Source organism: Catelliglobosispora koreensis DSM 44566, assembly GCF_000379685.1.
GTDB lineage: Bacteria > Actinomycetota > Actinomycetes > Mycobacteriales > Micromonosporaceae > Catelliglobosispora > Catelliglobosispora koreensis.
This window is the reverse complement of the sequence record NZ_KB903289.1, coordinates 333327-355062: the sequence shown is the minus strand read 5'-3', so window position 1 is coordinate 355062 and position 21736 is coordinate 333327. Positions and strand designations below refer to the sequence as shown.

The window sequence follows — 21736 nt, the reverse complement described above, 5'->3', positions numbered from 1 at the left end:
CGCCTACGCCCCCGCTCGCAGGGGATAGTATCTTGCCTTTCGCGAGGCACGAAGCCCCAATGTGGAACAAAATGTAAGCTGGCGACATGGTTGCTGAGGTAATGGGGGCAAGCGAAATCGGCCAGCGGCTGTCCGAACTGGACGGCTGGGTTTTGGCTAACGGGGCGATCACCAGGACCGTTGAGATGCGCGGCTTCCCGGACGCGATCACGTTGGTGGACCGGGTGGCCGTGGTCGCGGAAGAGCTGGACCACCATCCCGACATGGACATTCGCTGGCGGACCGTCACGTTTAGCTGCGTCACGCACTCGGCGGGCGGTGTGACCGCCCGTGATTTCCGGCTCGCCACCCGCATCGACGAGATTATTAAGGGTTTCACCGGAGGCAACTGAGCCGGTCAGACGTCTAGCGTGACGTCGTGGCACTCATTTCGACCAGGTCGCTGACGAAGACCTACCCAGGTGGAGTGACCGCTTTGCAAGACCTCACGCTAGAGGTCGAGCCGGGCGTGATCGGGCTCGTGGGCGCTAACGGCGCCGGGAAATCCACCATGATCAAGACATTGCTGGGCCTGCTTGAGCCGACGAGCGGCGAGATCAGCGTGCTCGGCCTCAACCCGGTTAGCGACGGAAACGCGGTGCGAGCCAGGGTCGGCTACATGCCGGAGCACGATTGCCTGCCGCCCGACATGATCGCGGCAGAGTTCGTGACGCACATGGGCCGGATGACCGGCCTGCCGCGAACGGTCGCCCGCGAGCGGGCCTCTGAGGCGCTGCGTCACGTCGGGCTCTACGAAGAGCGCTACCGCCAGATCGGTGGGTACTCGACGGGCATGAAGCAACGGGTCAAGCTGGCGCAAGCGCTCGTGCATGACCCGGATCTGCTGCTGCTCGACGAGCCGACGAACGGGCTTGACCCGGCTGGCCGTGACGCCATGCTGAGCCTCATTCACCGCATTGGCACCGAGTTCGGCATTTCCGTGGTCGTCTGCTCCCACTTGCTGGGTGAGGTCGAGCGGATCTGTGACTCGCTCGTGGCCATCGAAGGCGGCAGGCTGTTGCGGGCCGCCCGGATCGAGTCGATGACCCAGGGCATCGATGTGCTCGCGATCGAGGTCTCCGAAGGCACGGCCGAGCTCAGCGAAGCGCTGACACGGCAAGGGCTTGTGGTGCAGGCCGACGGCAGGGCGCTGCTGGTCCGGCTGTCCGATGAGGACACTTATGACCTGATCCTCCGCACGGTGGCGGAGCTAGATCTTCCTCTGCACCGTCTCGACCAGCGCCGCCATCGCGTGGCGGAGCTGTTCGCTCAGGACCGGGAGGCCGCTCATGTCTGAGCAGTCGATGATTCACGATATTGGTTACCAGCGGTATCAAGGCCAGCGCCTCGGTCCCCGCTCGATCTTTGGCGCGCTATACGTGCACGGCCTGCGGGCCGCCTTCGGCCTGGGCCGCAGCGCCAAAGCCAAGATCTTCCCGTGGATCGCGGTCGGGCTCATCGGGGTCATCGCCCTGGTCATCGCCATCGCCCGGTCGCAGGGCTCCGATGACGTCGGGTACGCCGATCTGCCCTCCATCGCGAGCGTGGTGGTCTTGGTCTTCCTCGCTATCGTCGCCCCCGAGCTGGTGTCGCGGGATCTGCGCAACAACTTGCTCCCGCTCTACTTCGCCCGCCCGGTGAGCCGCGCGGCCTATGCCGGAGCCAAGCTGCTCTCGGTGGTTTCGGCGATCTGGCTGATGATGGCCGGCCCGCAGACCCTTATCTTCGCGGCAAGCGCGTTCGGCCAGGGCGATGTGTTCGGGGAACTGCGCGGTCTGCTTGGCGGGTGGCTCGTCGCCGCCGTCTACGCGTTCGTTTTTGGCGGCCTCGGCGTGCTGATCGCCTCCCTCGCCAGCCGTCGTGCCTTCGCGGCCGGTGCGATCGCGGCGGTCTTCCTGGTGACGCTGCCGGTCGCGGGAGTCCTTATGTCTCTGGGCAACAAGACGTTGGAGTCGCTGGCTCCACTGGCGTCGCCGACGATGCTTCCAGAAGGCGTTCGCGAGGCTTTGTTCCCGGCCGACAACATGCCCATCGGAAATTACGGCCCGGTTTACCTGGCCGCTGGCGTGCTCGTGCCAGCGCTGTGCGCGCTGCAGCTGATCCTGCGTTACAAGAAGGTGTCGCTGTGAGCACTTTGGACCTTCGCGGGGTATCCCGCTGGTATGGCAATGTCGTGGCGGTAAACGACATCACGGTGAGCCTGGGGCCGGGCGTGACGGGTTTGCTTGGCCCTAACGGGGCGGGCAAGACGACATTGCTGCACATGATGGCGGGATTCCTTGCCCCGTCCCGGGGTGAGGTCGTCCTAGACGGACAGCCCACCTGGCGCAACCCGGAGATCTACCGCCACTTGGGCCTCGTGAGCGAAAGGGAAGCGGCGCACGGGTTCCTGACGGGCTGGGAGTTCGTCTACGCCAGTGCGAAACTGCACGGCCTGAGCGATCCGCGTGCGGCGGCCCGCAAGGCCATCGAGCTCGTCGAGATGGCACCAGCGCAGGACCGCAAACTGAGCACCTATTCCAAAGGCATGCGCCAGCGGATCCGGGTCGCGGCGGCACTCGTCCACGAACCGAGCGTGCTGTTGCTCGACGAGCCGTTCAATGGCATGGACCCACGGCAGCGCATGCACATGATGGCGTTGCTGCACGACCTCGGCGCCGCGGGCCGGACCGTCTTGTTCAGCTCACACATCCTGGAAGAAGTGGAGCAGGTGTCGGGGACCGTTCAGGTCATCGTCGCCGGGCGCCTTGCCGCGTCTGGGGATTACCGCACTATCCGGCGGCTCATGACCCACCGGCCACACGTGTTCGCGGTCCGCAGCAGTGATGACCGCAAACTGGCCGTTTCCTTGATGGGTTCGCCGTCCGTGGCCGGGGTATCCCTCGACGCCACCGGGCTGACCGTCCACGCGAGCGACTACGGCACATTCACCCGGGAACTCCCGCGGATCGCGCTGGCGGAGCGGATTCGCGTGCGCCAGCTCGTCCCATCCGACGAATCGCTGGAAAGCGTGTTCTCCTACCTGGTTTCGGCATAGGGGCATCATCATGAATTCAACAATCGCCTGGATCACGGCTCGCGGGCTGTTCGGCCGCCGCCGGTTCCTGCTGCTGTTCCCGCTGCCGCTGATTTTCATTGGTATAACGGCACTCGCCGCCTCCATCGACACCGCGGACGAGTTCGCGACGCCGGTGCTCGTTGGTATCGGGGTCGCGGTCGTCCTGCCGCTCGTCGCCTTGATCGTGGGCACGGGCGTGCTCGGTTCGGAGATCGACGACGGCACGATCGTGCACATCCTCACCAAACCGGTGCCGCGCTGGAAGATCGTACTGTCCAAAATGGTGGTCGCCTCCGCGGTGACCGCTTTCGTGGCCGGCGGTTCAGCGTTCGTCGCGGGATGGATGACCGACGGCCCGAAGCTGGGGCTAGCCCTGGCCGCGGCGATGGTGATCGGCGCGATCGCCTACTGCTCCTTGTTCCTCGCGCTCAGTGTGGTGTCCCGGCGTCCCGTCCTGATCGGCTTGCTCTACATCGCGATCTGGGAAGGCCTGCTGTCCAATGTGGTCAGTGGTACGCGGGTGCTGTCGGTACAGCAATACGTCGTGACTCTGGCGCAAAAGCTGGCCGGCACGGATCTGCTGATGAGCACGGTGAAACTGCCTGCTGCCATCATCATGACCGTGGTGGTCACGCTGGGCGGGCTCTACCTAGCCATCACCCGCCTGCGCTCGTTCTCGGTCGCGGGCGAGACCAGCTAACGCACGCTGACTCCCCGGGCCGCCTGCCGCCACGCCTCGCGGCCCGGGACCCAGCTGGCTAACGTGGAGCGAACTGCGCAGACCGAGACATGGTCGGGGAGTGGGCCAATAGCCCCACGCCCACCGCGAGCAGCCCTCCGGCCAATGCCAAAGTGCCCACAGCGGCAGGGGTTTCAGGCGGGATCTGGTCGAACAAGATGGCGCCCCATAGCCAGCTGACGATCGGGTCAGCGACGGTCATCGCTGTCAGTGCGGCGGGAAAAGACCCGCTCGCGAACGCGTCCTGCGCCAGGATCGCCGCGACGAGGCCGGAAAGCGCCAGCCCGTAAACATTCCAGTGGGTGAAGACGGCGGCAGGCCCGAGCCGGACGGTCTGATCGGCGACGACGATGATCAGAACGGCGGTCAGGCTGAATCCCGTCCCGGAGGCTATGCCGATCAGGGCAGTTCGGGCTGTGGCCCGTAATAGCCGGGCCACCACCAGCAATATCCCGATCAAAAGCAAACCCAGCAAACATATAGCTGGTACTAAGTGATGGCGCGACTGCGTCTGCGGCACCGATCCGCGCGCGGCGACGAGCATGGCCACCCCAGCACAGACAGCGATCGTGCCCGTCCAGTCGCGCCCGAGCGGGAGGGTCCGCGCCCGAGCCGTGGCGAACGGCAGGGCGAAGAGCAACTGCACACACAGCAACGCCTGCACGATGGTGATCGATCCCAAGTGGAGCGACATCGAGTGGAACACGAAACCGCCCACGTTGCAGGCGAATCCGGCCCACCACACACGCCGGCTCAGCATCTGCGGCAGCATCCCGAGCACGGGCAGCAAACTCTTGCTGTCACCGCGTTCCCGGGCTACGGCACGGGTCACGGAGTGCTGCAAGGCACCCGCCGCGGCGAAGCACAGGGCGGAAACGAGCGCGAGAATGATGCCAGCCAGCACGCGCTGAGCATGGATCTGCTGATCAGCTTCCAGCTGGCCGGGCCGTGAACGACGGCGGAATCTCCTTGCCGTGCGGCGTTAACGCCTGCAGAACCGCGCGCACCTCAGCCGCCATTTGCAGGTCGAGCTGGCTAGCTAACCCGCGCCGCATCAGCCGCCACTCGTGCGCTGCCAGTCCCATCAACTGCGGCACCAGATCAGTCGACCGCGCGTAAAGCCACTGTGTGCCTTTCGTCGCCATCCACCAGGCTTGGGCACGGCGGCTGGGCACCGGGTTCAGCGGTTCGAGCCCTGGACGAACGTGGCCGGGCCAGCCGTCGCGCGCGAGCGCGTCATAGGCCATGGCGGCGAGCCAGCGATGCCCACGTTCACTGGGGTGCAAGCGATCGATGCTCCACATCCGGCGGTCCGCCACGATCTCATCACTCGTCAAATGAACATGCGTCACGGAGTACCCCCTGGTGAGGGCATGAATGATCGCGTTGATGGCGTGCACCCGGCGGGCCAGGGGGCGCGCGAGAGCTTGCGGTAAACCCAGCATGCGGCCCGGCTCGGGCAGGCACGCCAGCACCACCCGGCTGCCGGACGCGCAGAGGGCATCGACCGTGGCGTGCAGGCGCTCGCCGATGGTGTTGATGCTGAACGTTCCGCGCAGGCAGTCGTTGACGCCAACGAGAACGGTCGTCAGCGCCGGCCGGAACGCCAATGCCTGATGGAGTTGCGGTCCGGCGACATCGCCGGATAGCGCGCCGGAGGCGGCGAAATTGCGAAACTCGGCGGACGGATACGAAGCGGCGAGCAGAGCGGCCCAGCCGCGCCAGCCACCAACTGGAGCCGGGTCGCCCATGCCGAACGTGATGGAGTCGCCGAGCGCGGCGATGCGGGCCATGGCCGCAGGGTACGAAGATCAGTTTGAGGGGCGACTGAACGGCGGATGAATGTCCAAGGATTAACCTGCTGTTCGCCCGCTATATGACCATCAAACCCGGCGTTAAGACCGCAGTGGCGTCACGCTTTTGCTATGACGTGGGACCTGCACGACTACCGCTTGGTGACCGCGAGCGCCTATCCCGGCATGATGGCGCCGCTGACCGGGCATCCTTCGTGCGTATGTGTGATGTCGGGGGATGCCGCCCCCGGCGCGCTGTCGCTGGAGTCGCTCGACGGAGTCCGGCGGCGCTGGCGCTTCGGTGACGTGGCCCGGCTCGCCGACTTCGTGCCCAAGCTGCTGGCCGAAACGCCGCCGGACGAACGTCCGCTGCTGCTCGTGCCGCCGCGCTCAAGCATGGCGTGGGAGGCCGCCGCGGCCGCCTGGCCGGGCGAGGTCAAGCTGGCGGGCCGGCCAGCCGTGGTGACCAGCCGCATCGCCGAGGACAAGATTTTCGTACGCGAACAGCTTGCCGCCCTTGGCGTTCCGGTGCCCGAGGCGGTGGTGTTGCCATCGGCCGAGATCCACTTTGGACTGACGGGGACCCGGCTCGGCGTGCCGTTCGTGATGCAGTCGCCGAATGGGGCGGGCGGACAGGGTACCCACCTGATTTTGCACGAAGCCGGACTGCTCGCGGCCTTGCGTGAACAGCCGCACGTGGAAAAGTGGCTGCTGTCGCGGTTCGCCGGGTCGCTCACCATCAACGCCGCTGGCGTCGTGCACGCCGACGGCGTTCAGCTGTTGCCGATCTCCGTGCAGTCGAGCGGCATAGCCGAAGTGGGCGCATCGTTTGGCAGCTACTGCGGCAGCGATTTCGGTGCGGCGCAACAGCTTCCTTACCGTGTGACGGCCCAGGCGCTTCAGCACGCGGCCGTGGTCGGCGAGTGGCTGCGCGGCCAGGGTCACCTTGGCCTGTTCGGCGCTGACATCGCCGTTCACGGTGACGAGATCGCTTTCCTCGAAGTCAACCCGCGCATCCAGGGCTCGTCTTGGCTACTGAGCAAACTTCAGCGGGAAAGCGGCCAGGACGCTTGCCTTGAGGAACATGTGCAGGCCATCCTGGGAGCCCCCCTTAGCACCCGGACCGGTCCGGCAGCGGTGGGGACCGGCAGTCATCTCATCGTGCGCTGGACCGGGCCGGCGGGAACGATCCGTCACGTGCCAGACGGTCTCGAAGGCGTGAGCGGACTGCCCGCGCTCGGCGGGACCATCCTTCCCGGAGCGATCCTCGCCCGCCTTGAGTCGCCGGGAAGTCTGTCCACACCCGACGGTCACGGGCTGCGGCCCGAAGCCAGGTTCCTGCTCGACCGCCTGCGGTCCGATCTGGAGATCAGCTAGACGAAGGCCTGCCAGAGCCGGGCCGTCTTGTCGACGCTGCCGGTGGCCAGGCGCCTGCCATCGGGCGACCAGGCCACCGTGATGACGTTGTTGGTGTGCTGGGTCAGGGTGGCGAGCTGTGCGCCATTGACATGCCAGATCTTGACTGTCCTGTCCCAGCTCGCGCTCGCGAGATGGGCGCCATCTGGCGCCCAGGCGACGTCGATGACTTCTTGGGTGTGGCCGGTGATCGTGCGGACGTGAAGCCCCGTTCTGGTCCAGATCCGGATGGTGCGGTCATGGCTCGCTGTCGCTAGATACTGCCCGTCGGGGGACCAGCTGACGGCCATGACATTGCCGTGGTGTCCCTTCAGGACGTGCTTGAGCGTGCCGTCAGCCGTCCAGATGCGGGCCTTGCCGTCTCCGCTCGCCGTCGCGATCAGGTTCCGCGACGACCAATCCACGCCCATCACCCAGCCCGAGTGTCCGCTGAGGACACTGATGGTGTTGTGACTAAGCCAGACGCGCGCTGTCTCATCCGCGCTGCCTGTCAGCGCGTACTGCCCGTCGGGCGACCAGGCCACGGAACGGATAGTGTCGCCGTGGCCGGTGAGGAACCGGTCTTGTTCGCCGCCGGGCGTCCAGATCCGGGCCGCTGTGCCGCTCGCTGTTAGCAAATGCCGGCCGTTGGGCGACCAGGCGATCGCGCGAATATCGTCGGTCTGCGCGGTAAATGTGCGCGTCAGCTGCCCGTCGGGGCTCCACAAACGAGCCGCGTTATCGGCGCAACCGGTCGCGAGCGTCTGACCGTCTGGCGTCCAGGCCATGGCTAACACCATGTCCGGATGGTCCATCACCTGGAGTAAATGGCCCCTAAATCGCAGCATGAGATCGGTTTCCTCGAACAGGCTTTCGTCCCGTTGCGGCGGTGCGGCAGCGACGACCGGCGCCGTTCCCGCCAGCTGGCGCAGCTTCGCGATGTAGCGCGGTGGCGGCATGCGACCGTCGGTGACATCTTCGTGGTGCGTGTGCGACAGCCGGAAGAACACACCGCCCCTTCGCAGCAACGGCAAGATCGGCTTACCCATCGCCTCGGCACGTGCCAGCTCACGCTCGACCCACGTGGACTCTTCGGCATCCGGCGTCATCACCACCGCGACAGCCACGCACGCGTCGATCTGATCGCGAATCACCCGGGCCCACCGGTCGCCGTAATCGAGGTCGCCGTCCATCCAGACGCTCACGCCAGCACCCGCGAGAAAAGCCGCCAGCTCCTTGACGTAAGTCGAGTCTTTCCTGCTGTAGCTAATGAAGATGTGCCGCTCACTCATGCGATGTGTCAGGCCTTCCAAATGCGAATCGCGCCATCACCGTGACCAGAAGCCAGCGTCCGCCCGTCTGGCGAGTAAGCCAGATCGTAGATGCCGCCCGCGCGGTTGGTAATGCACATGATGTGCGCCCCAGTGGTCGCGTCCCACAAGCGGATAGTCTGGTCGGTGCTGCCCGTGGCGAGGCGGTAACCGTTGGGGGAGAAGGCAACCGCGCGAACCGCCTTGAGATGTGCGCCGAGCACGAATATCTCGTCGCCAGTCTTGGCGTTCCAGATCCGTGCGGTGTGGTCTTCACCCGCGGTCGCGGCGAAGCGGCCATCCCAGGACACGGTCACGTCATGCACCGGTCCTTTGTGGCCTTTCAGCGAACCGATCTTGTTGCCGGTCTGCATGTCCCAAAGTCCGGCGCCGAGCCTGCTTCCAGACTCGGTGGGCGCGACGAGCCAGGTGCCGTCTGGCGAGATAACCAGAGGTGAGGCTGGTTTCACCCTGCCGGTGAGGGTGCGGATCAGCTCACCCGTGCGCAGGTCCCATAAATGTTCCGAGGTGTCGCCGCTGCCCGTCACGAGCACGGATCCATCAGGAGAGACCGCGACCGAGGTGAGCGCTTTCTTATGTGCGCCAACCTGTTTGATCAGTTCACCGGTCTCGGTGTTCCATACATGCACGGCATGGTTAGGGCCGCCGGTGGCGATGTAGTCGCCGTCGCGGCTGAATGAGACAGGCCAGGTCGCGCCCTGGATCTCGCGTACTAGCTCTCCGGTGCCGGGGTTCCAGATCCGCACGCACATTTCGGGGCCCGCACTCGCGACCAGGGCCGGGTTTCCCGACGGGTACGCCACTGAGCGCACGTGACCTTGGTGTGCCTTCATCTCGTGCTGGAGCTCGCCTTCTCCGACGAGCCGTCGCAGCCGCTTGACGTAATCGTCGCCGGGAAGCGCGCTGTCCTGGACTAGCTCGAACTGGATCGGCCCCAGCCCGAAGAATTTCTCGCCAGACAGGGAGATCGGCATCAAGTCCCGCTCTTGCTCCATGGCGTAGTCGAACTCGTCGCGCACGAAGTTTGACTTCCTGCCAGCGGGACTCATGACCAAAATGAAGGCGGAGCATTGGCCGATCTTTTCTACGATCTCGTCGTCATAACGACTGCCGGCCATCAGGTGGGCGTCGAACCAGACGTTTACGCCTTCGGCTTGGAGGTGTTTCGCGAGCTTCTCGACATACTCGCCGTCCTCACGGGCGTAACTGATGAACGCATACCCGGACATCTTTGCCTCCTTGCCCGCGGATTCCCGCGCTGCAGCCAGCGTCGCTGATCGATCATCGTCATTCGCTGGCTACACACCTGGCCAGCATTCGTCCATTATGGACCGGTGGGCCATACCCGGATGTCTCGTCCAGCGGACGCGAATTCAGTGCCGTTCGGGTGAAAAGCAAGGGCGTATGCCCTACGCGCTTCTCTTCTGTCTTATTGACGACTGTGGGTGGATCCTGTTAGGAAAACTAACTAACAGAAGGGAGTGTCCATATGCGACGACTAATGGCGGGGGTGCTGTTGGCGGGCGGGCTCGCCGCGATCGCGCCAGCCGTGCCGGCGAATGCGGCCAGCTTCAGCGAGATCGTGCCCGTGCCGGTCACCGCGACTCCGGCCTCCGGTGTCACGTTCACCTTGGGCTCCGGAACCGGGATCTTCACCGACTCCCTGGCCGTGGGCAACTATCTTGCCGGGATCCTGCGGCCATCAACGGGCTACGCCCTGCCGGTGGCCACAGGTGCCGGGACGGGAATCGCGTTGCGGCTCAACGGGTCTGACCCGGCAGAAGGTTACACGATGAATATCACCGCGGGCGGCGTCGTGATTCAGGCGTCGAGTGCGGCGGGTCTGTTCCACGGTGTGCAGACGTTGCGTCAGCTGGTCCCGGCCAACATCGAGAGCGCGACTGTCCAGCCCGGACCGTGGCTGATTCCCGGCGGGCAGATCGTGGACTATCCGCGCTTCGCCTACCGGGGCGCGATGCTTGATGTGGCAAGGCATTTCCATCCCGTCGCCGCGGTCAAGCGGCACATCGACCAGATGGCGCTGTACAAAATCAACTATCTGCACCTGCACCTGTCCGATGACCAGGGCTGGCGGATCGTGATCGACAGCTGGCCGAGCTTGGCGACATATGGCGGGAGTACCCAAGTCGGTGGGGGACCGGGTGGTTACTACACCAAAGCGCAGTACCAGGATCTCGTGGCCTATGCCACAAGCAGGTTCATCACCGTCGTGCCGGAGATCGACATGCCTGGGCACACCAATGCCGCCTTGGCTTCCTATGCCAGCCTCAACTGCAACGGCGTCGCGCCACCGCTCTACACCGGCACCAACGTCGGGTTCAGCTCACTGTGCACGAGTTTGCCGGTGACCTATACGTTCGTGCAGAACGTGGTCAGCGAGATCGCCGCGATGACGCCCGGGCCCTACTTCCATCTCGGCGGCGATGAGGCCGACGCCACGAGCCCGGCGCAATATGCCACGTTCATGAACCAGGTGCAGCCGATCGTTACGGGGCAAGGCAAAACCGTCATGGGCTGGCACCAAATCGGTGATCCGGCGGTGAATCATTCCGCCAGCAGAATCGTGCAGTACTGGGGAACGACCACCTCCGACACCGACGTCACCAGTGCCGTAAACCGTGGCGCGAAGGTCATCATGTCTCCGGCGAACAAGGCTTACCTGGACATGAAGTACAACGCGCAGACCCCACTCGGCCTGAGCTGGGCCGGATACATCGAGGTGCAGACCGCCTACGAGTGGAACCCGGGGACGCATCTCAGTGGCGTCGCGCAGTCAGCCGTCCTGGGCGTCGAGGCTCCGTTGTGGGCGGAGACGATCGTTACCACCGATCACATCGAGTACATGGCGTTCCCGCGCCTGCCAGCGATCGCCGAGCTCGGCTGGTCGCCGTGGTCGACGCACAGCTGGACCGCGTTCCGCACGCGGCTAGGCGCCCAAGGTCCACGTTGGACGATCATGGGAATCGACTTCTACCGCTCGCCACAGATCCCCTGGGCATCGCCGCCCGGGCCTGGCAACCGTTTCGAGGCGGAAAACGCCACGATCTCGCAGGGCGTCGTCGCCTCCAATCACGCGGGATTCAGCGGGACCGGATTCGTGGACTACAACAACGTCACAGGTTCATACATCCAATGGACCGTCAACTCGGCGGTAGCGGGACCGGCGACGGTCCGCTTGCGTTACGCCAACGGGACGTCGGCGAACCGGCCGCTCAACATCAACGGTACGGTCCATGACTTCACGGGAACCGGGGCATGGACGACGTGGGCTACGCGCACGCTCACCGTGAACCTGGTGGCAGGCAACAACACCATTCGGGCGACGGCGACAACCGCCAACGGCGGGCCAAACGTGGATTACCTCGAAGTCGACCCGGTCGTGCCCACGACCCGGTCTGAGGCTGAGAACGCCGTCATCTCACAAGGTGTCGTCGAGTCGAATCACGCTGGCTTCAGCGGCACCGGATTCGTCAACTACGACAACGTCTCCGGCTCCTATGTGGAATTCACCGTGAACCGCACGGCCAGCGGCCCGGCCACGATATTGCTGCGTTATGCCAACGGAGCGTCGATCAACCGGCCGCTCAACGTCAATGGCACCATGCTCGATTTCGCCGGAACAGGGGCGTGGTCGACGTGGGCGTCTAGAACGTTGACGCTGAACCTCAATGCAGGGGCGAACCTCATCCGGGCCACCGCGACAACCGCGAACGGCGGCCCGAACCTCGACTACCTCGAAGTGCAGTGAACGGTCAGTTGCTCGCCGCGTGCTGCGTGGCGGGCAACTGCACCCCGAAGTGCGCCATGAGCGCGTCGAGCTGCGCACCTTGCCGCGCCAGCGTCGCATCCACCTTCGTAAACCGTTCATCCACGGTGTCGAAGCGCTTGTCGACGGCGTCGAAGCGATCGCGGACCTCGGTTTTGAAACCGGCGAGGTCGATGCGCAGGTCGCGCAAGTCTTGCAGGGCTTCTGAAAGCAGCTCGGCGTGCAGTTTGCCCTGCTCTTTGAGGGCGGTGACGTCAGCGGTCAGCCGGCCGACCTGATGCGTCCCCTGGAAGACTTCGCTTTCCAGATCCGTGATGCGCTGTGCTGGCGTTGTGAAAGCCATGGTGTTCATCAAACTCCTTCATACGCCGGCCGCACCCCGGGAGCGGTTTAGTTTAAGCCACCGCCCGGTGATCGTGTTCGTCGCCCTTGGCGCGTGGCGCCGTCTCGCTCGATCCACTTAAGACGCCAAAGCGGAACTTGTCGAGCTGTCGCATCGTCTGCTGCACCCGGCGCTCGTAGGACACGTCGTCGGACTGCTGCCGGTCGAGCGCGGCTTGCTCGCGCCGCCGGCCTTCGGCCTTGATCGCCCGGCCTTTGGCTATCGCCTCGGCCGCGACTTGCCGCGCTCCGGACCGGGCTGACCCCTGCGGGTTTGGTGGGCGGGAAGCGATCTCGGCCAGTTTGGTGCGCGTCAGCCGCTGCCGCTCGCGCAGCCGCCGGTTGCGGGCAGCCGCTTGCTGCGAAGGAGACGGCAATGGCCGGCCGTGCTCGTCGCACCAGGACGACAGCAAATTGAGGACGCGGCGTTCGAGGAGGTCGGCGGAGTCGTTTGTGGACGCAACCGCCCGCACCCGGCTGCCGTCGGGATCGAAGTCGAGGGCGTGGATGACATCGAGGGGCGTCCAGCCCTGCTCGAAGAACGCGCGGGTGCGGCGGCGCAACTCCACCACCGCGAGAGCGCGCAAGCTGACCATTTCATACATCAGCCAGCGGGCGGCCCGTTCCTGCTCAAGGCGGGTCGCCGGGACACATGTGGGATCGATGGAGGAGTGCCCGAAGGCCCAGTAAGGGTGGCAGTCTGGGCAGCGTTTTTCGAGGTCACCCAGGTTGAAGCGGCGTGTGAGGGGATCACACGCGCCGCACCACTCCGGCATCTCGATAGCCATGGATACCACGATAGAACCTATGTACGACATTTTTTAGAGCCAGCTTTCGGGCAGGCGCGCTAACCTGGCTCCGTGACGCTGCTGGAAGAGATCGCGAAGAGCCCATATGCCCTGGTGACGACGTTTCGGAAGAACGGGAACCCGGTGCCGACGCCGGTCTGGATCGTCCCGTTCGAAGACGGGCTCGGGGTCTGGACGGTGCCGCATTTCGGCAAGGTCAAGCGCATCCGCAAGAATCCGGCTGTCACCGTGGCCACTTGTGACCTTCGGGGCAACAACGCCGGCCCGTCGATGAGCGGCACGGCGTCCCTTTTGGACTTCGCGGGCACGCAACAGGTGCGTGCCGCGATCCGGCGCAAGTATGGCCTTGTCGGCAGGCTAACCCTGCTTGGCAGCCGCATCCGGCGGGGCAAGGATGGCGTCATAGGTATAAAAATCGTCGCCGCCGCGGAATAGGGTAGAGGCCATGGCGACGTGGGTGGATGTAGGGCGGATTGTCGAGGGGCTGCCAGAAACAGCGCAACGGTCCTCCCATGAGTGGCGGGTTAAGGACAAGTTGCTGGTCTGGGAGCGGCCGTTGCGCGCGGCCGACTACAAGGTGCTCGGCGATGACGCGCCCGAGGGCGAGATCGTCGGCATCCGCGTGGCGAACGAGGGAGTGAAGTTCGAGCTCATCGCCGATAAGCCCGAGGTCTTCTTCACCACGCCACACTTTCATGGGTACCCAGCGATTTTGGCCCAGTTGGAAAAGCTTGACGCGGCGGAGCTTGAAGAGCTGGTGACCGATGCTTGGCTTGTGCTCGCGCCCAAGCGGGTGGCCAAGGAGTTCCTGAGCAACCGTGACCTTTGACGTCCTGGTTCTCGGCGGCTGCGGGGTCGACACGATCGTTTACGTGCCGGAGCTTCCGTTGCCTTACGCGGATAGCTACATGGTTCCCGCGATTGAGGCCCGGCCCGGGCAGACTGGCGACAACGTCGCTCTTGCGCTGCACCGGCTTGGCCTGCGCGTGCACCACCTCGATGTGATCGGCGACGATCACGAGGGCGAGCTGCTCCGTGAGTTACACCGTGCCAACGGCGTGCCGTTCACACCGGTGCTGACGAGCGCGGGGACGAAGCGGGCCGTCAATCTGGTCGGGCCGGGCGGCCAGCGGCTGTCGTTATACGACATCAGCCGTGGCAACGATGACGACCGCTTGCCCGAGGCTGAGCTGACCGCGCTCGTGCGGCAAGCCCGGCACGCGCACGTCTCCATTACCCACCCGTGCCAGTTCGCCCTTGACCACCTCACGGGGCTGACCGTCTCGACCGATCTGCACAACTGGGATGGCCACAATCCTTATCACGAGCAGTTCGCCTACCGGGCTGACATCGTGTTCCTGTCGGCGGCTGGGCTGTCCGATCACGAGAGGGTGCTGCGGCGGATCCTCGACAACGGCAAGGCCGAGGTCGCGGTGGCCACGGCCGGTGCCGACGGGTGCTTCGTGCTGACTCGTGCGCACGGGGCGGTGGTGCATGTTCCAGCCGCGCCGTTGCCCGGCCCCGCCGTTGACTCAAACGGCGCTGGCGACGCGTTTGTCGCGGGTTTCCTGCACGCTTGGCTCGCCGGAGCGTCCGCTTTGGACAGTGCCCGGGCGGGTGCCGTCGCGGGGGCACACGCCTGCACCGTGCGTTAGCGGTGTTCCATCACCAGGACGGCCCAGGTGTGCGGCTCTAGCGCCTCATAGATGTGCGGGATGTCGCCGGGGAATGTCGCGTAGTCGCCTTCGGCCAGTTCCACTTCGCTGCCCGTGGGGCCGGTGCGCAACCGTCCTTTCGCGACGATCACGTGCTCGACGCTGCCGGGGATGTGCGACTCGGCGTGCCGTGTCGCGCCGGGCTCGATGTGCAGCTGGTAGATCTCGCGGCTGACGCCCGGGGGACTGCTGGCCAGGAGCGTACCGGCGAAGTTCGCCTCCTCCGCGGGATAGCGCACCCCTTCGCCCGCCCTGATGATCCGCACCGGTGTGGCCGGCGTCTCAATGAGCCGGCTGAAGGGGACGTTCAGCGCCACTGCCAGCGCCCACAACGTCTCCACGCCGGGGTTGCCGGAACCGGCTTCGAGCTGGGAAAGCGTGGATTTCGCGATGCCCGCGCGGCGGGCCAGCTCGGTGAGGCTGATGCCCGTGCGGGCGCGCTCACGGCGCAGTGCTTCAGCGATGGTGGCCAATGGGGAACTCATGTTCGCTCCATCCGACGATCTGTTCGGCTTGACGAACGCCAACGGGACTGTTCATTATTGTGGACTATGCGGAGCATTTGGCGAACACCCGACGCGGATCTGATCCGCGACGCGGCGGCACTCAGTGTCGCGGCAGGGGTGATTGGCCTGTCGTTCGGGGCGATCGCGACCGCTTCTGGGCTGGCTTACTGGGTACCCATAGCGATGTCTCTATTTATTTTCGCTGGTGGATCGCAGTTCCTCGCCGTTGGGCTGCTGGCGCTCGGCAATCCGCTCGCGGCGGTGCTCGGTGGCCTGCTGATCAACGCCCGGCACCTGCCGTTCGGTTTGGCGGTCGGTCCCGTGATCGGGGACAAGACGTGGACCCGGCTCCTGGGCAGTCACGTCCTGATCGACGAGAACACGGCGTTCGCGATGGCACAGACCGATCCACGGCGCCAGCGCCAGGCGTTCTGGCTCGTGGGCGCGCTGTTGTTCGTGACGTGGAACGCGGGCGTCGTCCTCGGGGTCGTGGTCGGTGGCATGGTGGGTGACCCGGCGACCTTCGGCCTGGATGCCATGTTCCCGGCGGCGCTGCTGGCCTTGGTTCTTCCGTCCTTGAAGGACAAAGTCACGCGAACGGCCGCTCTGGCAGGAGCCGCGATCGCCGTCTTGGCGACCCCGGTGCTGCCCGCCGGGTTGCCGATCCTGGCTTCACTGCTTGGCCTTCTTCTCATCCCGCTCGTCCAATCACGACAGCCGGTGACGGTATGAAGCTCGCCAACTCGACGGTGGCCCTGGTCATCGCGGCCCTCGCCGTGGGCACCTACGCGATCCGGGTAAGCGGGGTGATGCTGCGCGACAAGCTTAAGCTGCCCGAAGGCGTCCTGCGCCTGCTGCCCGTCGCCGCGACGACGATGTTGCTGGCGCTGATCGCCACGGCCGTGCTCACCAACGGCGACAAGTGGGAACTCGGGATCGCCCGCCCGGCGGGCGTGCTGGCCGGGGCGTTGCTGGCCTGGCGTAAAGCCCCGTTCATCGTGGTGGTGCTCGTCGCGGCGGTAACGGCGGCCGGGCTGCGTGCCATAGGCGTCGAGTAATTCGGTGTCGCGGCGGGCAGCCGCTCACTAGTCTCGCGCCGTGGATGACAAGCGTTGGCGTGATCCCGGCTTTCTGGCCGCGGCACAGGTGTGGATCGACGAACGGCTCAGCGAACTAGGCATAACCCGCACCGGCGAGCCCAGTCAGCCGCATGTCTATCCGTGGTCGACCGTGCTGCGGGTGCCCGCCGAAGGCGGCGACGTCTGGTTCAAGGCCAACGACGATTCACTGCGGCACGAAGCTCTTATCGCGCAGCGTCTCGCGGCCCGCCGCCCCGAGGCCGGCCCGCCGCTGCTGGCCTCCGACGCGGCCACCGGCTGGATGCTCCTGGACGACGCGGGAGACAGCTTGCGTGCGCTGGTCGAGCGCGAACGCAGCCTGGACCGCTGGCTCGACGTCCTGCCGCTCTACGCCAGCGTGCAGCTCGACCTCGCCGCGGACGTGGAAGACCTGCTCCAGGCTGGCGTGCCGGACATGCGGCTGGCTGTCTTGCCTGAGGCCTACTCGCGATTGCTGGACGAGGTCGGGGCGGAGCAGCGTTTCCGTGACGCGGCACCGATGGTGTCGCAGCTGTGCGCCGAACTCGCGTCCTACGAGTTGCCGGAGTTGCTTCAGCACGACGACCTGCACGACGGGCAGGTGTTCTTCCACAATGGACAGTACCGGGTGCTGGACTGGGGCGACGCGTGTATCTCGCACCCGTTCTTCACGCTATCGGTGACGCTTGAAGGCGTCCTGTCGTGGGGACTCGATGACATCGCCGATTCGGTTGACACCACACCGTTCCGCGATGCCTACCTGTCGGGGTTTGGTGGTGGCGACCTCGCCGCCGCCGTCAAACCGGCGCTGCGGCTGGGCTGGGTGTGCCGGGCCATCAACGGCCACATCCCGGGCGATGACAAGGCGACGCTGACCCGGCTGCGCATGTTCCTGGATGGACACCCGTAAGCCTGAGCATGGCAGGATAGAGCGATGCTGACGGGGTGGAACCTTCGTGTGGTTGGGGTAGCGACATCGCTTGTCGTCATCGCGGTGCTCTTGTTTCCGCCACAGGAAACGAGTGGCTCCACCGGTTTGCTGCCGCGTGAGGCGGTCGTGCCGAAGCTAGCGATGACCGACCTGCGGCCACACCTTGAGGCCTTCGAGCAGATCGCCAAGGACAACGGCGGCAACCGCGCACATGGGACGCCCGGCTATGGCGCGTCACTGGACTATGTCGAAGGCAAGCTGAAGGAAGCGGGCTTGGTCACGGGCCGGCAGGACTTCGTGTTCGGCAACGATGTCACGGCCAATCTCATCGCCGAACTGCCCGGCGGCGACCCGGGCCGGGTGTTCGTCGTGGGCGCGCATTTGGACAGTGTGCGCACGGGGCCTGGGATCAACGACAACGCGACGGGCAGCGCGGCGATCCTCGCCATCGCGCTCGCGATAACGAAAGCCGGGCACCGCCCGCCGGTGAAGCTGCGGTTCATTTGGTGGGGCGCTGAGGAAGTCGGCCTGCGCGGCTCGGATCACTACGCCAAAACCCTTACGCCAGAAGCGAGAGCGGCCATCACGGGTTATCTCAACGTCGACATGATCGGCGGTCCCAACGGCGGCTACTTCATTTATGACGGCGATGACTCCAAACGCGAGGGAGCGGGACCAGGCCCGGCTGGGTCAGACCGCATCGAAAAGGCGCTGACCGACTACTACACCTCGGTCAACATCGTGCCGTTCGAGCTGGATTTTGGCGGCCGTAGCGACCACGCCTCGTTTTTGAAGGTCGGCATTCCCGCGGGCGGGATGTTAACGGGGACGAGTGAGTGGATGCCGGAGTTCCTCGCCCAGCAATGGGGCGGCCAAGCCAACGTGCCGTTCGATCGTTGCTATCACCGGGCTTGCGACACGAACGCGAACGTGAACGAGAAGGTATATCTGCACCACGCCAACGCCGCTCTGCATGCCACTTTGGAGCTTTCCAAGCTCAGAGCGTAAATAGCCGTGCGTGTCGGCAGGACGTTTCCCCTGGTGAACCCGTAGAAATCTGCGTAGGCGGGGTAAACCGGGGGAAAAATACATGGCTGACATAAGCCGCAGGCAGGTTTTAGCGCTGCTTGCCGCAGGAGGCGGCGTCGCGGCCGCTGGCAAAGCAGGCGCGCTCGATCAGATTCCGGCTCAGGCGGCCGGCTGGGCAGGCGAAGTCATCGGCGGGCAGCCGGAGGCGGGCGCCGCGGTGCTCGTCGCGAGAGCGCAGGATGGTCTGCTGTTCTCGCTGTCGCTGAGCAACGTGGAGATCAGGCCTGGGGGGATTTTCACCGGGCCGCGGCTCGCCCTCATTGATGAAACCATCGATGGGTACGTGGTCATCACGCTCGAAACGCAGAGCGTGCTTGAACCGGCCGTCTTTGACGAGGGGCTGGGTTTCCCCACGCCCGTGCCGCCGATCCCAGCGCTGGCCTCAGGACCGAGCCGCATCGTGCTGAAGATGGCGGCAAATAGCGATCCCATCGACTACGACCTGGACACCCTGCTCGATCTAGATGACTTCACGCTCGCGGTCAGTGACGCCGCTGAGAACGGCACGGGTCAGGACACTCCGCCCGAGCCGGGGCCGAATGACACGGCGATCGAAGCACCGCACCGGCTTTTCCTTTCGCCCCAGGCGAATGCGGCGTTCACGGCATTGACCGCCCCGGTTGTGCGCAATGGGCGCACCGAGTTGTGGCATGCGCGTGCTGTCATCCGTGACGACCAAGGCGTGCCGGTGCTCGACCCGGCACCGGTTCCGGTCCGGGCGATCTGGAGCCCGGACCTGCCCGGCGGCACACCGATCGAGGGCGCGCCGTGGGCTGAAGACGACAAAACCGTCTCACTGTCTAAAAAGGATCGTGCCGACATCGTCGCGGCGACGACCGGTGGGCCGGGCTCGAATGCCGTGGCCCCGGCGAACGCCGACTTGCTTCTCGTCTCGCCGATGGGCGCTTCGCTTGACGTCAAAGGCTCGTGGGAGAAGGCTGTCGACCTGACCGCCTGGCGTCACAAGATGTACCTTGGCCGCGAGAACTATGTCAAAGTGGAGCGGCGCGGATTCCTTTTCCCGCTTCGGTTCCCGGCCGTTCAGGTGAGCATCACCGAGCGTGTGCACACCGAGGGCGTCGCCCACCTGCGCAAGCGGATGTTCATTGTCGTCAAGGTGCCGCTTGCGCCGTACCCCGGGGCCAAGCAGAAAGACGAAGGCCGGGAGTGGCCGTTCACGGCGGCTGAGACGACCACGATCGTGTCGCCACCCATCGTGCACCCAGACGACGCCGACAAGCTCGGCAAGGGCTACTGGGTTCAGGTCCGCGACGCTCAAGGGCAGAAGAAGGACCTGCCGTATCACGTGTTGCTGACGGGTAAAGGTGGCGAGCCGGTCTCGGCGCACATCCCGCTCGTCTTCATTCCCGCCGCGGATGCCTTTGATCCTTCAGGTCTGGGCGGCACGATTGGGCTTTACAACGGGCTGCCGTTGCAACGGCGCCGGTTCGCCTTTGGCGGCCAGCGGTTCTCCTTCGTGCCACCGAAGGCCGAGGATTCTTCGCTGCCGGTGTTCGACCTAGTGCTCACGGCGCAGCCCGCGACCGCGAACACCGCGGCCGACCTCGAACTCGCCGCCTTCCCGGCGATGGGGCACGCCAACGTGCACATCGAAGCTCTGGCAACAGTTGGCGGTGCGGCGGCAAGCCAGACGCGCATTCAGATCGAGCCGAAGTATGTCGCGCACAAGTTCGACGCTCCACATAACCATGGCGAGGTCTGGGCGAAAATCATCGCCCCCGAAGCGGGACCGTTGCCCAAACTGACCGTCCCGCAACAGACCGGTGGCGGGCTCGCCGCTCCGGCGCTGAACCTGGCGGGACTGTCGCTGGCACACGGTCCGGTCGCCGACATCGACACCATCGCGGCCGGAACGTTTGACCCCACCAAGTACTTCCCAGATCTGGACATCACGCTGCTCGGCGGGATTCCCCTCAGGACAGTGCTCAAGCTGGTTCCCGAGATTCCCAACCCGCGTACCGGGGACGACGCGCCCAAGGTGATCACGGTTCGAACGCCGCAATACGTCGAGACCATCGTGACTTGGAAGCCCGAGCTGCAGAACACGCTCGACGGCCTCTTCGAACCGGCCACGACCGAGCCGGACAAACGTCTTGACCTCAAGGCGGTCTTCCACACCGATCTCGGCACCGGGCAGACCACGACTAAGGTCACAGGCGACCTGCGCAACTTCAAGCTCAACTTCGTCGGCAAAGACCTGCGCTTCATCACGCAGCACGTCACGCGGATGCACTTTGAGAGCCAGAACGGCGCGAAACCCTCGATCGACCTGCAGCTCGGCAAGTCCGAATTCGTTGGCGACCTTGGCTTCCTGACCGACTTGCAGCGTTTCCTTCCCTCGCTGCCGGGTGGCGTGAAGATCGACGCGAGTCCGTCGGGGGTCAAGGCTGGCCTGACCATCGCCGTGCCCGCGGTCGGCATCGGTGTCTTGCTGGTGCGCAACTTGTCGATCGGGATCCTGCTCGACTTGCCGTTCACCGGCGAACAAGCCGTGCTCACGTTCAGTTTCGCGACGCGGGAGCATCCGTTCCAGGTGACGGTCAGCGCCCTGGGCGGTGGGGGATTCTTCGCGGTTGGACTTGGTACGCGCGGGGTTCAGCAGATCGAGGGGTCGATTGAGTTCGGTGCCGCGGTCGCGATCGACCTGGGTGTCGCTAGCGGCTCGGTCGAAATCATGGCCGGCATTTACTTCAAGTACGCCCAGAAGCAGCTGCCGAACGGGCAGCCCAGTGGGCCGGCGGGCAAAACGCTTGTCATTACAGGCTATGTGCGCGCGGTCGGGAAACTGTCCGTGCTCGGGCTCATCCACGTCTCACTCGAGTTCTACCTCGGCCTGAGCTACGTGAAGCAAGACGGCCGCAGCCGCGTCGAAGGTGTCGCGACGCTGTCGGTTCGCGTCGAGGTGCTCTTCTTCAGCACTTCGGTCAGCGTGACGATGCGCAAGGAGTTCGCGGCCGGCGAGGACCCAGGGTTCGGCCAGCAGATCACCTCGGGCGACTGGGCCAAGTACTGCTCCGCCTACGCGGCGGCCTAGAGGAGAATTCG

22 protein-coding genes are annotated in these 21736 nt (G+C 65.3%); 15 read left to right on the top strand and 7 right to left on the bottom strand.

Annotated elements, in window-relative coordinates; translation table 11 throughout:
• The first annotated feature begins 86 nt into the window (after positions 1-86).
• Genes A3E1_RS0129665 through A3E1_RS0129645 form a run of 5 tightly spaced genes read left to right on the top strand, consistent with a single transcriptional unit; the run spans position 87 to position 3797 of the window.
• Positions 87-392 (top strand): 4a-hydroxytetrahydrobiopterin dehydratase, encoded by a 306-nt coding sequence (locus A3E1_RS0129665; RefSeq protein WP_040392131.1) that lies wholly within the window; start codon positions 87-89, stop codon positions 390-392.
• Between the two features lie 26 nt (positions 393-418).
• The gene (locus A3E1_RS0129660; protein ID WP_020524441.1) at positions 419-1336 is read left to right on the top strand and encodes an ABC transporter ATP-binding protein; all 918 of its coding nucleotides are present in this window, start codon (positions 419-421) and stop codon (positions 1334-1336) included.
• Positions 1329-2168 (top strand): ABC transporter permease, encoded by an 840-nt coding sequence (locus tag A3E1_RS0129655; RefSeq protein ID WP_020524440.1) that lies wholly within the window; start codon positions 1329-1331, stop codon positions 2166-2168. The genes A3E1_RS0129660 and A3E1_RS0129655 overlap by 8 nt, the downstream gene beginning before the upstream one ends.
• A complete protein-coding gene (locus tag A3E1_RS0129650; RefSeq protein ID WP_020524439.1) occupies positions 2165-3076 on the top strand; it encodes an ABC transporter ATP-binding protein in 912 nt (303 codons plus the stop codon). Before A3E1_RS0129655 ends, A3E1_RS0129650 begins: the two co-directional genes overlap by 4 nt.
• A 10-nt stretch (positions 3077-3086) precedes the next feature.
• Positions 3087-3797 carry an ABC transporter permease subunit gene (locus A3E1_RS0129645; RefSeq protein WP_020524438.1) on the top strand — a complete coding sequence of 237 codons (711 nt, stop codon included), beginning with the start codon at positions 3087-3089 and terminating at the stop codon, positions 3795-3797.
• 58 nt (positions 3798-3855) lie between these two features.
• On the opposite strand, the gene A3E1_RS0129640 is transcribed toward A3E1_RS0129645, so the two are convergent.
• Complete coding sequence (locus A3E1_RS0129640; RefSeq protein WP_020524437.1) at positions 3856-4740, bottom strand: DMT family transporter; 885 nt, start codon at positions 4738-4740, stop codon at positions 3856-3858.
• A 22-nt stretch (positions 4741-4762) separates the two neighbouring features.
• Positions 4763-5629, bottom strand: a complete 867-nt coding sequence (locus tag A3E1_RS42790) for an SGNH/GDSL hydrolase family protein (protein ID WP_020524436.1) — start codon at positions 5627-5629, stop codon at positions 4763-4765.
• Positions 5630-5761: 132 nt separating this feature from the next.
• On the opposite strand from A3E1_RS42790, the gene A3E1_RS0129630 reads away from it, so the two are divergent.
• Positions 5762-7006, top strand: a complete 1245-nt coding sequence (locus tag A3E1_RS0129630; protein ID WP_020524435.1) for an ATP-grasp domain-containing protein — start codon at positions 5762-5764, stop codon at positions 7004-7006.
• On the opposite strand, the gene A3E1_RS45240 is transcribed toward A3E1_RS0129630, so the two are convergent.
• Positions 7003-8316, bottom strand: a complete 1314-nt coding sequence (locus tag A3E1_RS45240; RefSeq protein ID WP_020524434.1) for a toll/interleukin-1 receptor domain-containing protein — start codon at positions 8314-8316, stop codon at positions 7003-7005. The genes A3E1_RS0129630 and A3E1_RS45240 overlap by 4 nt on opposite strands.
• Before the next feature lie 8 nt (positions 8317-8324).
• A complete protein-coding gene (locus tag A3E1_RS42780; protein WP_020524433.1) occupies positions 8325-9584 on the bottom strand; it encodes a toll/interleukin-1 receptor domain-containing protein in 1260 nt (419 codons plus the stop codon).
• Positions 9585-9844: 260 nt separating this feature from the next.
• Between A3E1_RS42780 and A3E1_RS48870 the strand changes: the two genes are divergently transcribed.
• Positions 9845-12124, top strand: a complete 2280-nt coding sequence (locus tag A3E1_RS48870) for a family 20 glycosylhydrolase (protein WP_157631803.1) — start codon at positions 9845-9847, stop codon at positions 12122-12124.
• A 4-nt stretch (positions 12125-12128) separates the two neighbouring features.
• Here the strand turns inward: A3E1_RS48870 and A3E1_RS0129610 are convergent, their stop codons facing one another.
• Both A3E1_RS0129610 and A3E1_RS0129605 read right to left on the bottom strand, forming a co-directional pair.
• Entirely contained in the window at positions 12129-12485 is a 357-nt protein-coding gene (locus A3E1_RS0129610) for a hypothetical protein (protein ID WP_157631802.1), read from the bottom strand.
• A 52-nt stretch (positions 12486-12537) separates the two neighbouring features.
• Positions 12538-13311, bottom strand: coding sequence for a hypothetical protein (locus A3E1_RS0129605; protein WP_020524430.1), 774 nt, complete (start codon positions 13309-13311; stop codon positions 12538-12540).
• Between the two features lie 72 nt (positions 13312-13383).
• Between A3E1_RS0129605 and A3E1_RS0129600 the strand changes: the two genes are divergently transcribed.
• Genes A3E1_RS0129600 through A3E1_RS42770 form a run of 3 tightly spaced genes read left to right on the top strand, consistent with a single transcriptional unit; the run spans position 13384 to position 14987 of the window.
• A complete protein-coding gene (locus A3E1_RS0129600) occupies positions 13384-13767 on the top strand; it encodes a PPOX class F420-dependent oxidoreductase (protein ID WP_020524429.1) in 384 nt (127 codons plus the stop codon).
• A 10-nt stretch (positions 13768-13777) separates the two neighbouring features.
• Positions 13778-14161, top strand: a complete 384-nt coding sequence (locus tag A3E1_RS0129595) for an MmcQ/YjbR family DNA-binding protein (protein ID WP_020524428.1) — start codon at positions 13778-13780, stop codon at positions 14159-14161.
• Entirely contained in the window at positions 14151-14987 is an 837-nt protein-coding gene (locus A3E1_RS42770; RefSeq protein WP_020524427.1) for a carbohydrate kinase family protein, read from the top strand. Before A3E1_RS0129595 ends, A3E1_RS42770 begins: the two co-directional genes overlap by 11 nt.
• Here A3E1_RS42770 and A3E1_RS0129585 read toward each other — a convergent pair.
• Positions 14984-15532, bottom strand: a complete 549-nt coding sequence (locus A3E1_RS0129585) for a helix-turn-helix domain-containing protein (protein WP_020524426.1) — start codon at positions 15530-15532, stop codon at positions 14984-14986. The two genes, A3E1_RS42770 and A3E1_RS0129585, sit on opposite strands and share 4 nt — an antisense overlap.
• A 66-nt stretch (positions 15533-15598) precedes the next feature.
• Between A3E1_RS0129585 and A3E1_RS0129580 the strand changes: the two genes are divergently transcribed.
• From A3E1_RS0129580 to A3E1_RS0129560, 5 genes are all read left to right on the top strand, one after another.
• A complete protein-coding gene (locus tag A3E1_RS0129580; RefSeq protein ID WP_020524425.1) occupies positions 15599-16285 on the top strand; it encodes an AzlC family ABC transporter permease in 687 nt (228 codons plus the stop codon).
• Positions 16282-16611 carry an AzlD domain-containing protein gene (locus tag A3E1_RS0129575; protein WP_020524424.1) on the top strand — a complete coding sequence of 110 codons (330 nt, stop codon included), beginning with the start codon at positions 16282-16284 and terminating at the stop codon, positions 16609-16611. The genes A3E1_RS0129580 and A3E1_RS0129575 overlap by 4 nt, the downstream gene beginning before the upstream one ends.
• Positions 16612-16651: 40 nt before the next feature.
• Positions 16652-17560: a phosphotransferase gene (locus tag A3E1_RS42765; protein WP_020524423.1), complete on the top strand. Its 909-nt coding sequence runs from the start codon at positions 16652-16654 to the stop codon at positions 17558-17560.
• Positions 17561-17584: 24 nt separating this feature from the next.
• Positions 17585-18589, top strand: coding sequence for a M20/M25/M40 family metallo-hydrolase (locus A3E1_RS42760; protein WP_020524422.1), 1005 nt, complete (start codon positions 17585-17587; stop codon positions 18587-18589).
• 82 nt (positions 18590-18671) lie between these two features.
• Complete coding sequence (locus tag A3E1_RS0129560; protein ID WP_020524421.1) at positions 18672-21725, top strand: hypothetical protein; 3054 nt, start codon at positions 18672-18674, stop codon at positions 21723-21725.
• The last annotated feature ends 11 nt before the right edge of the window (positions 21726-21736 follow it).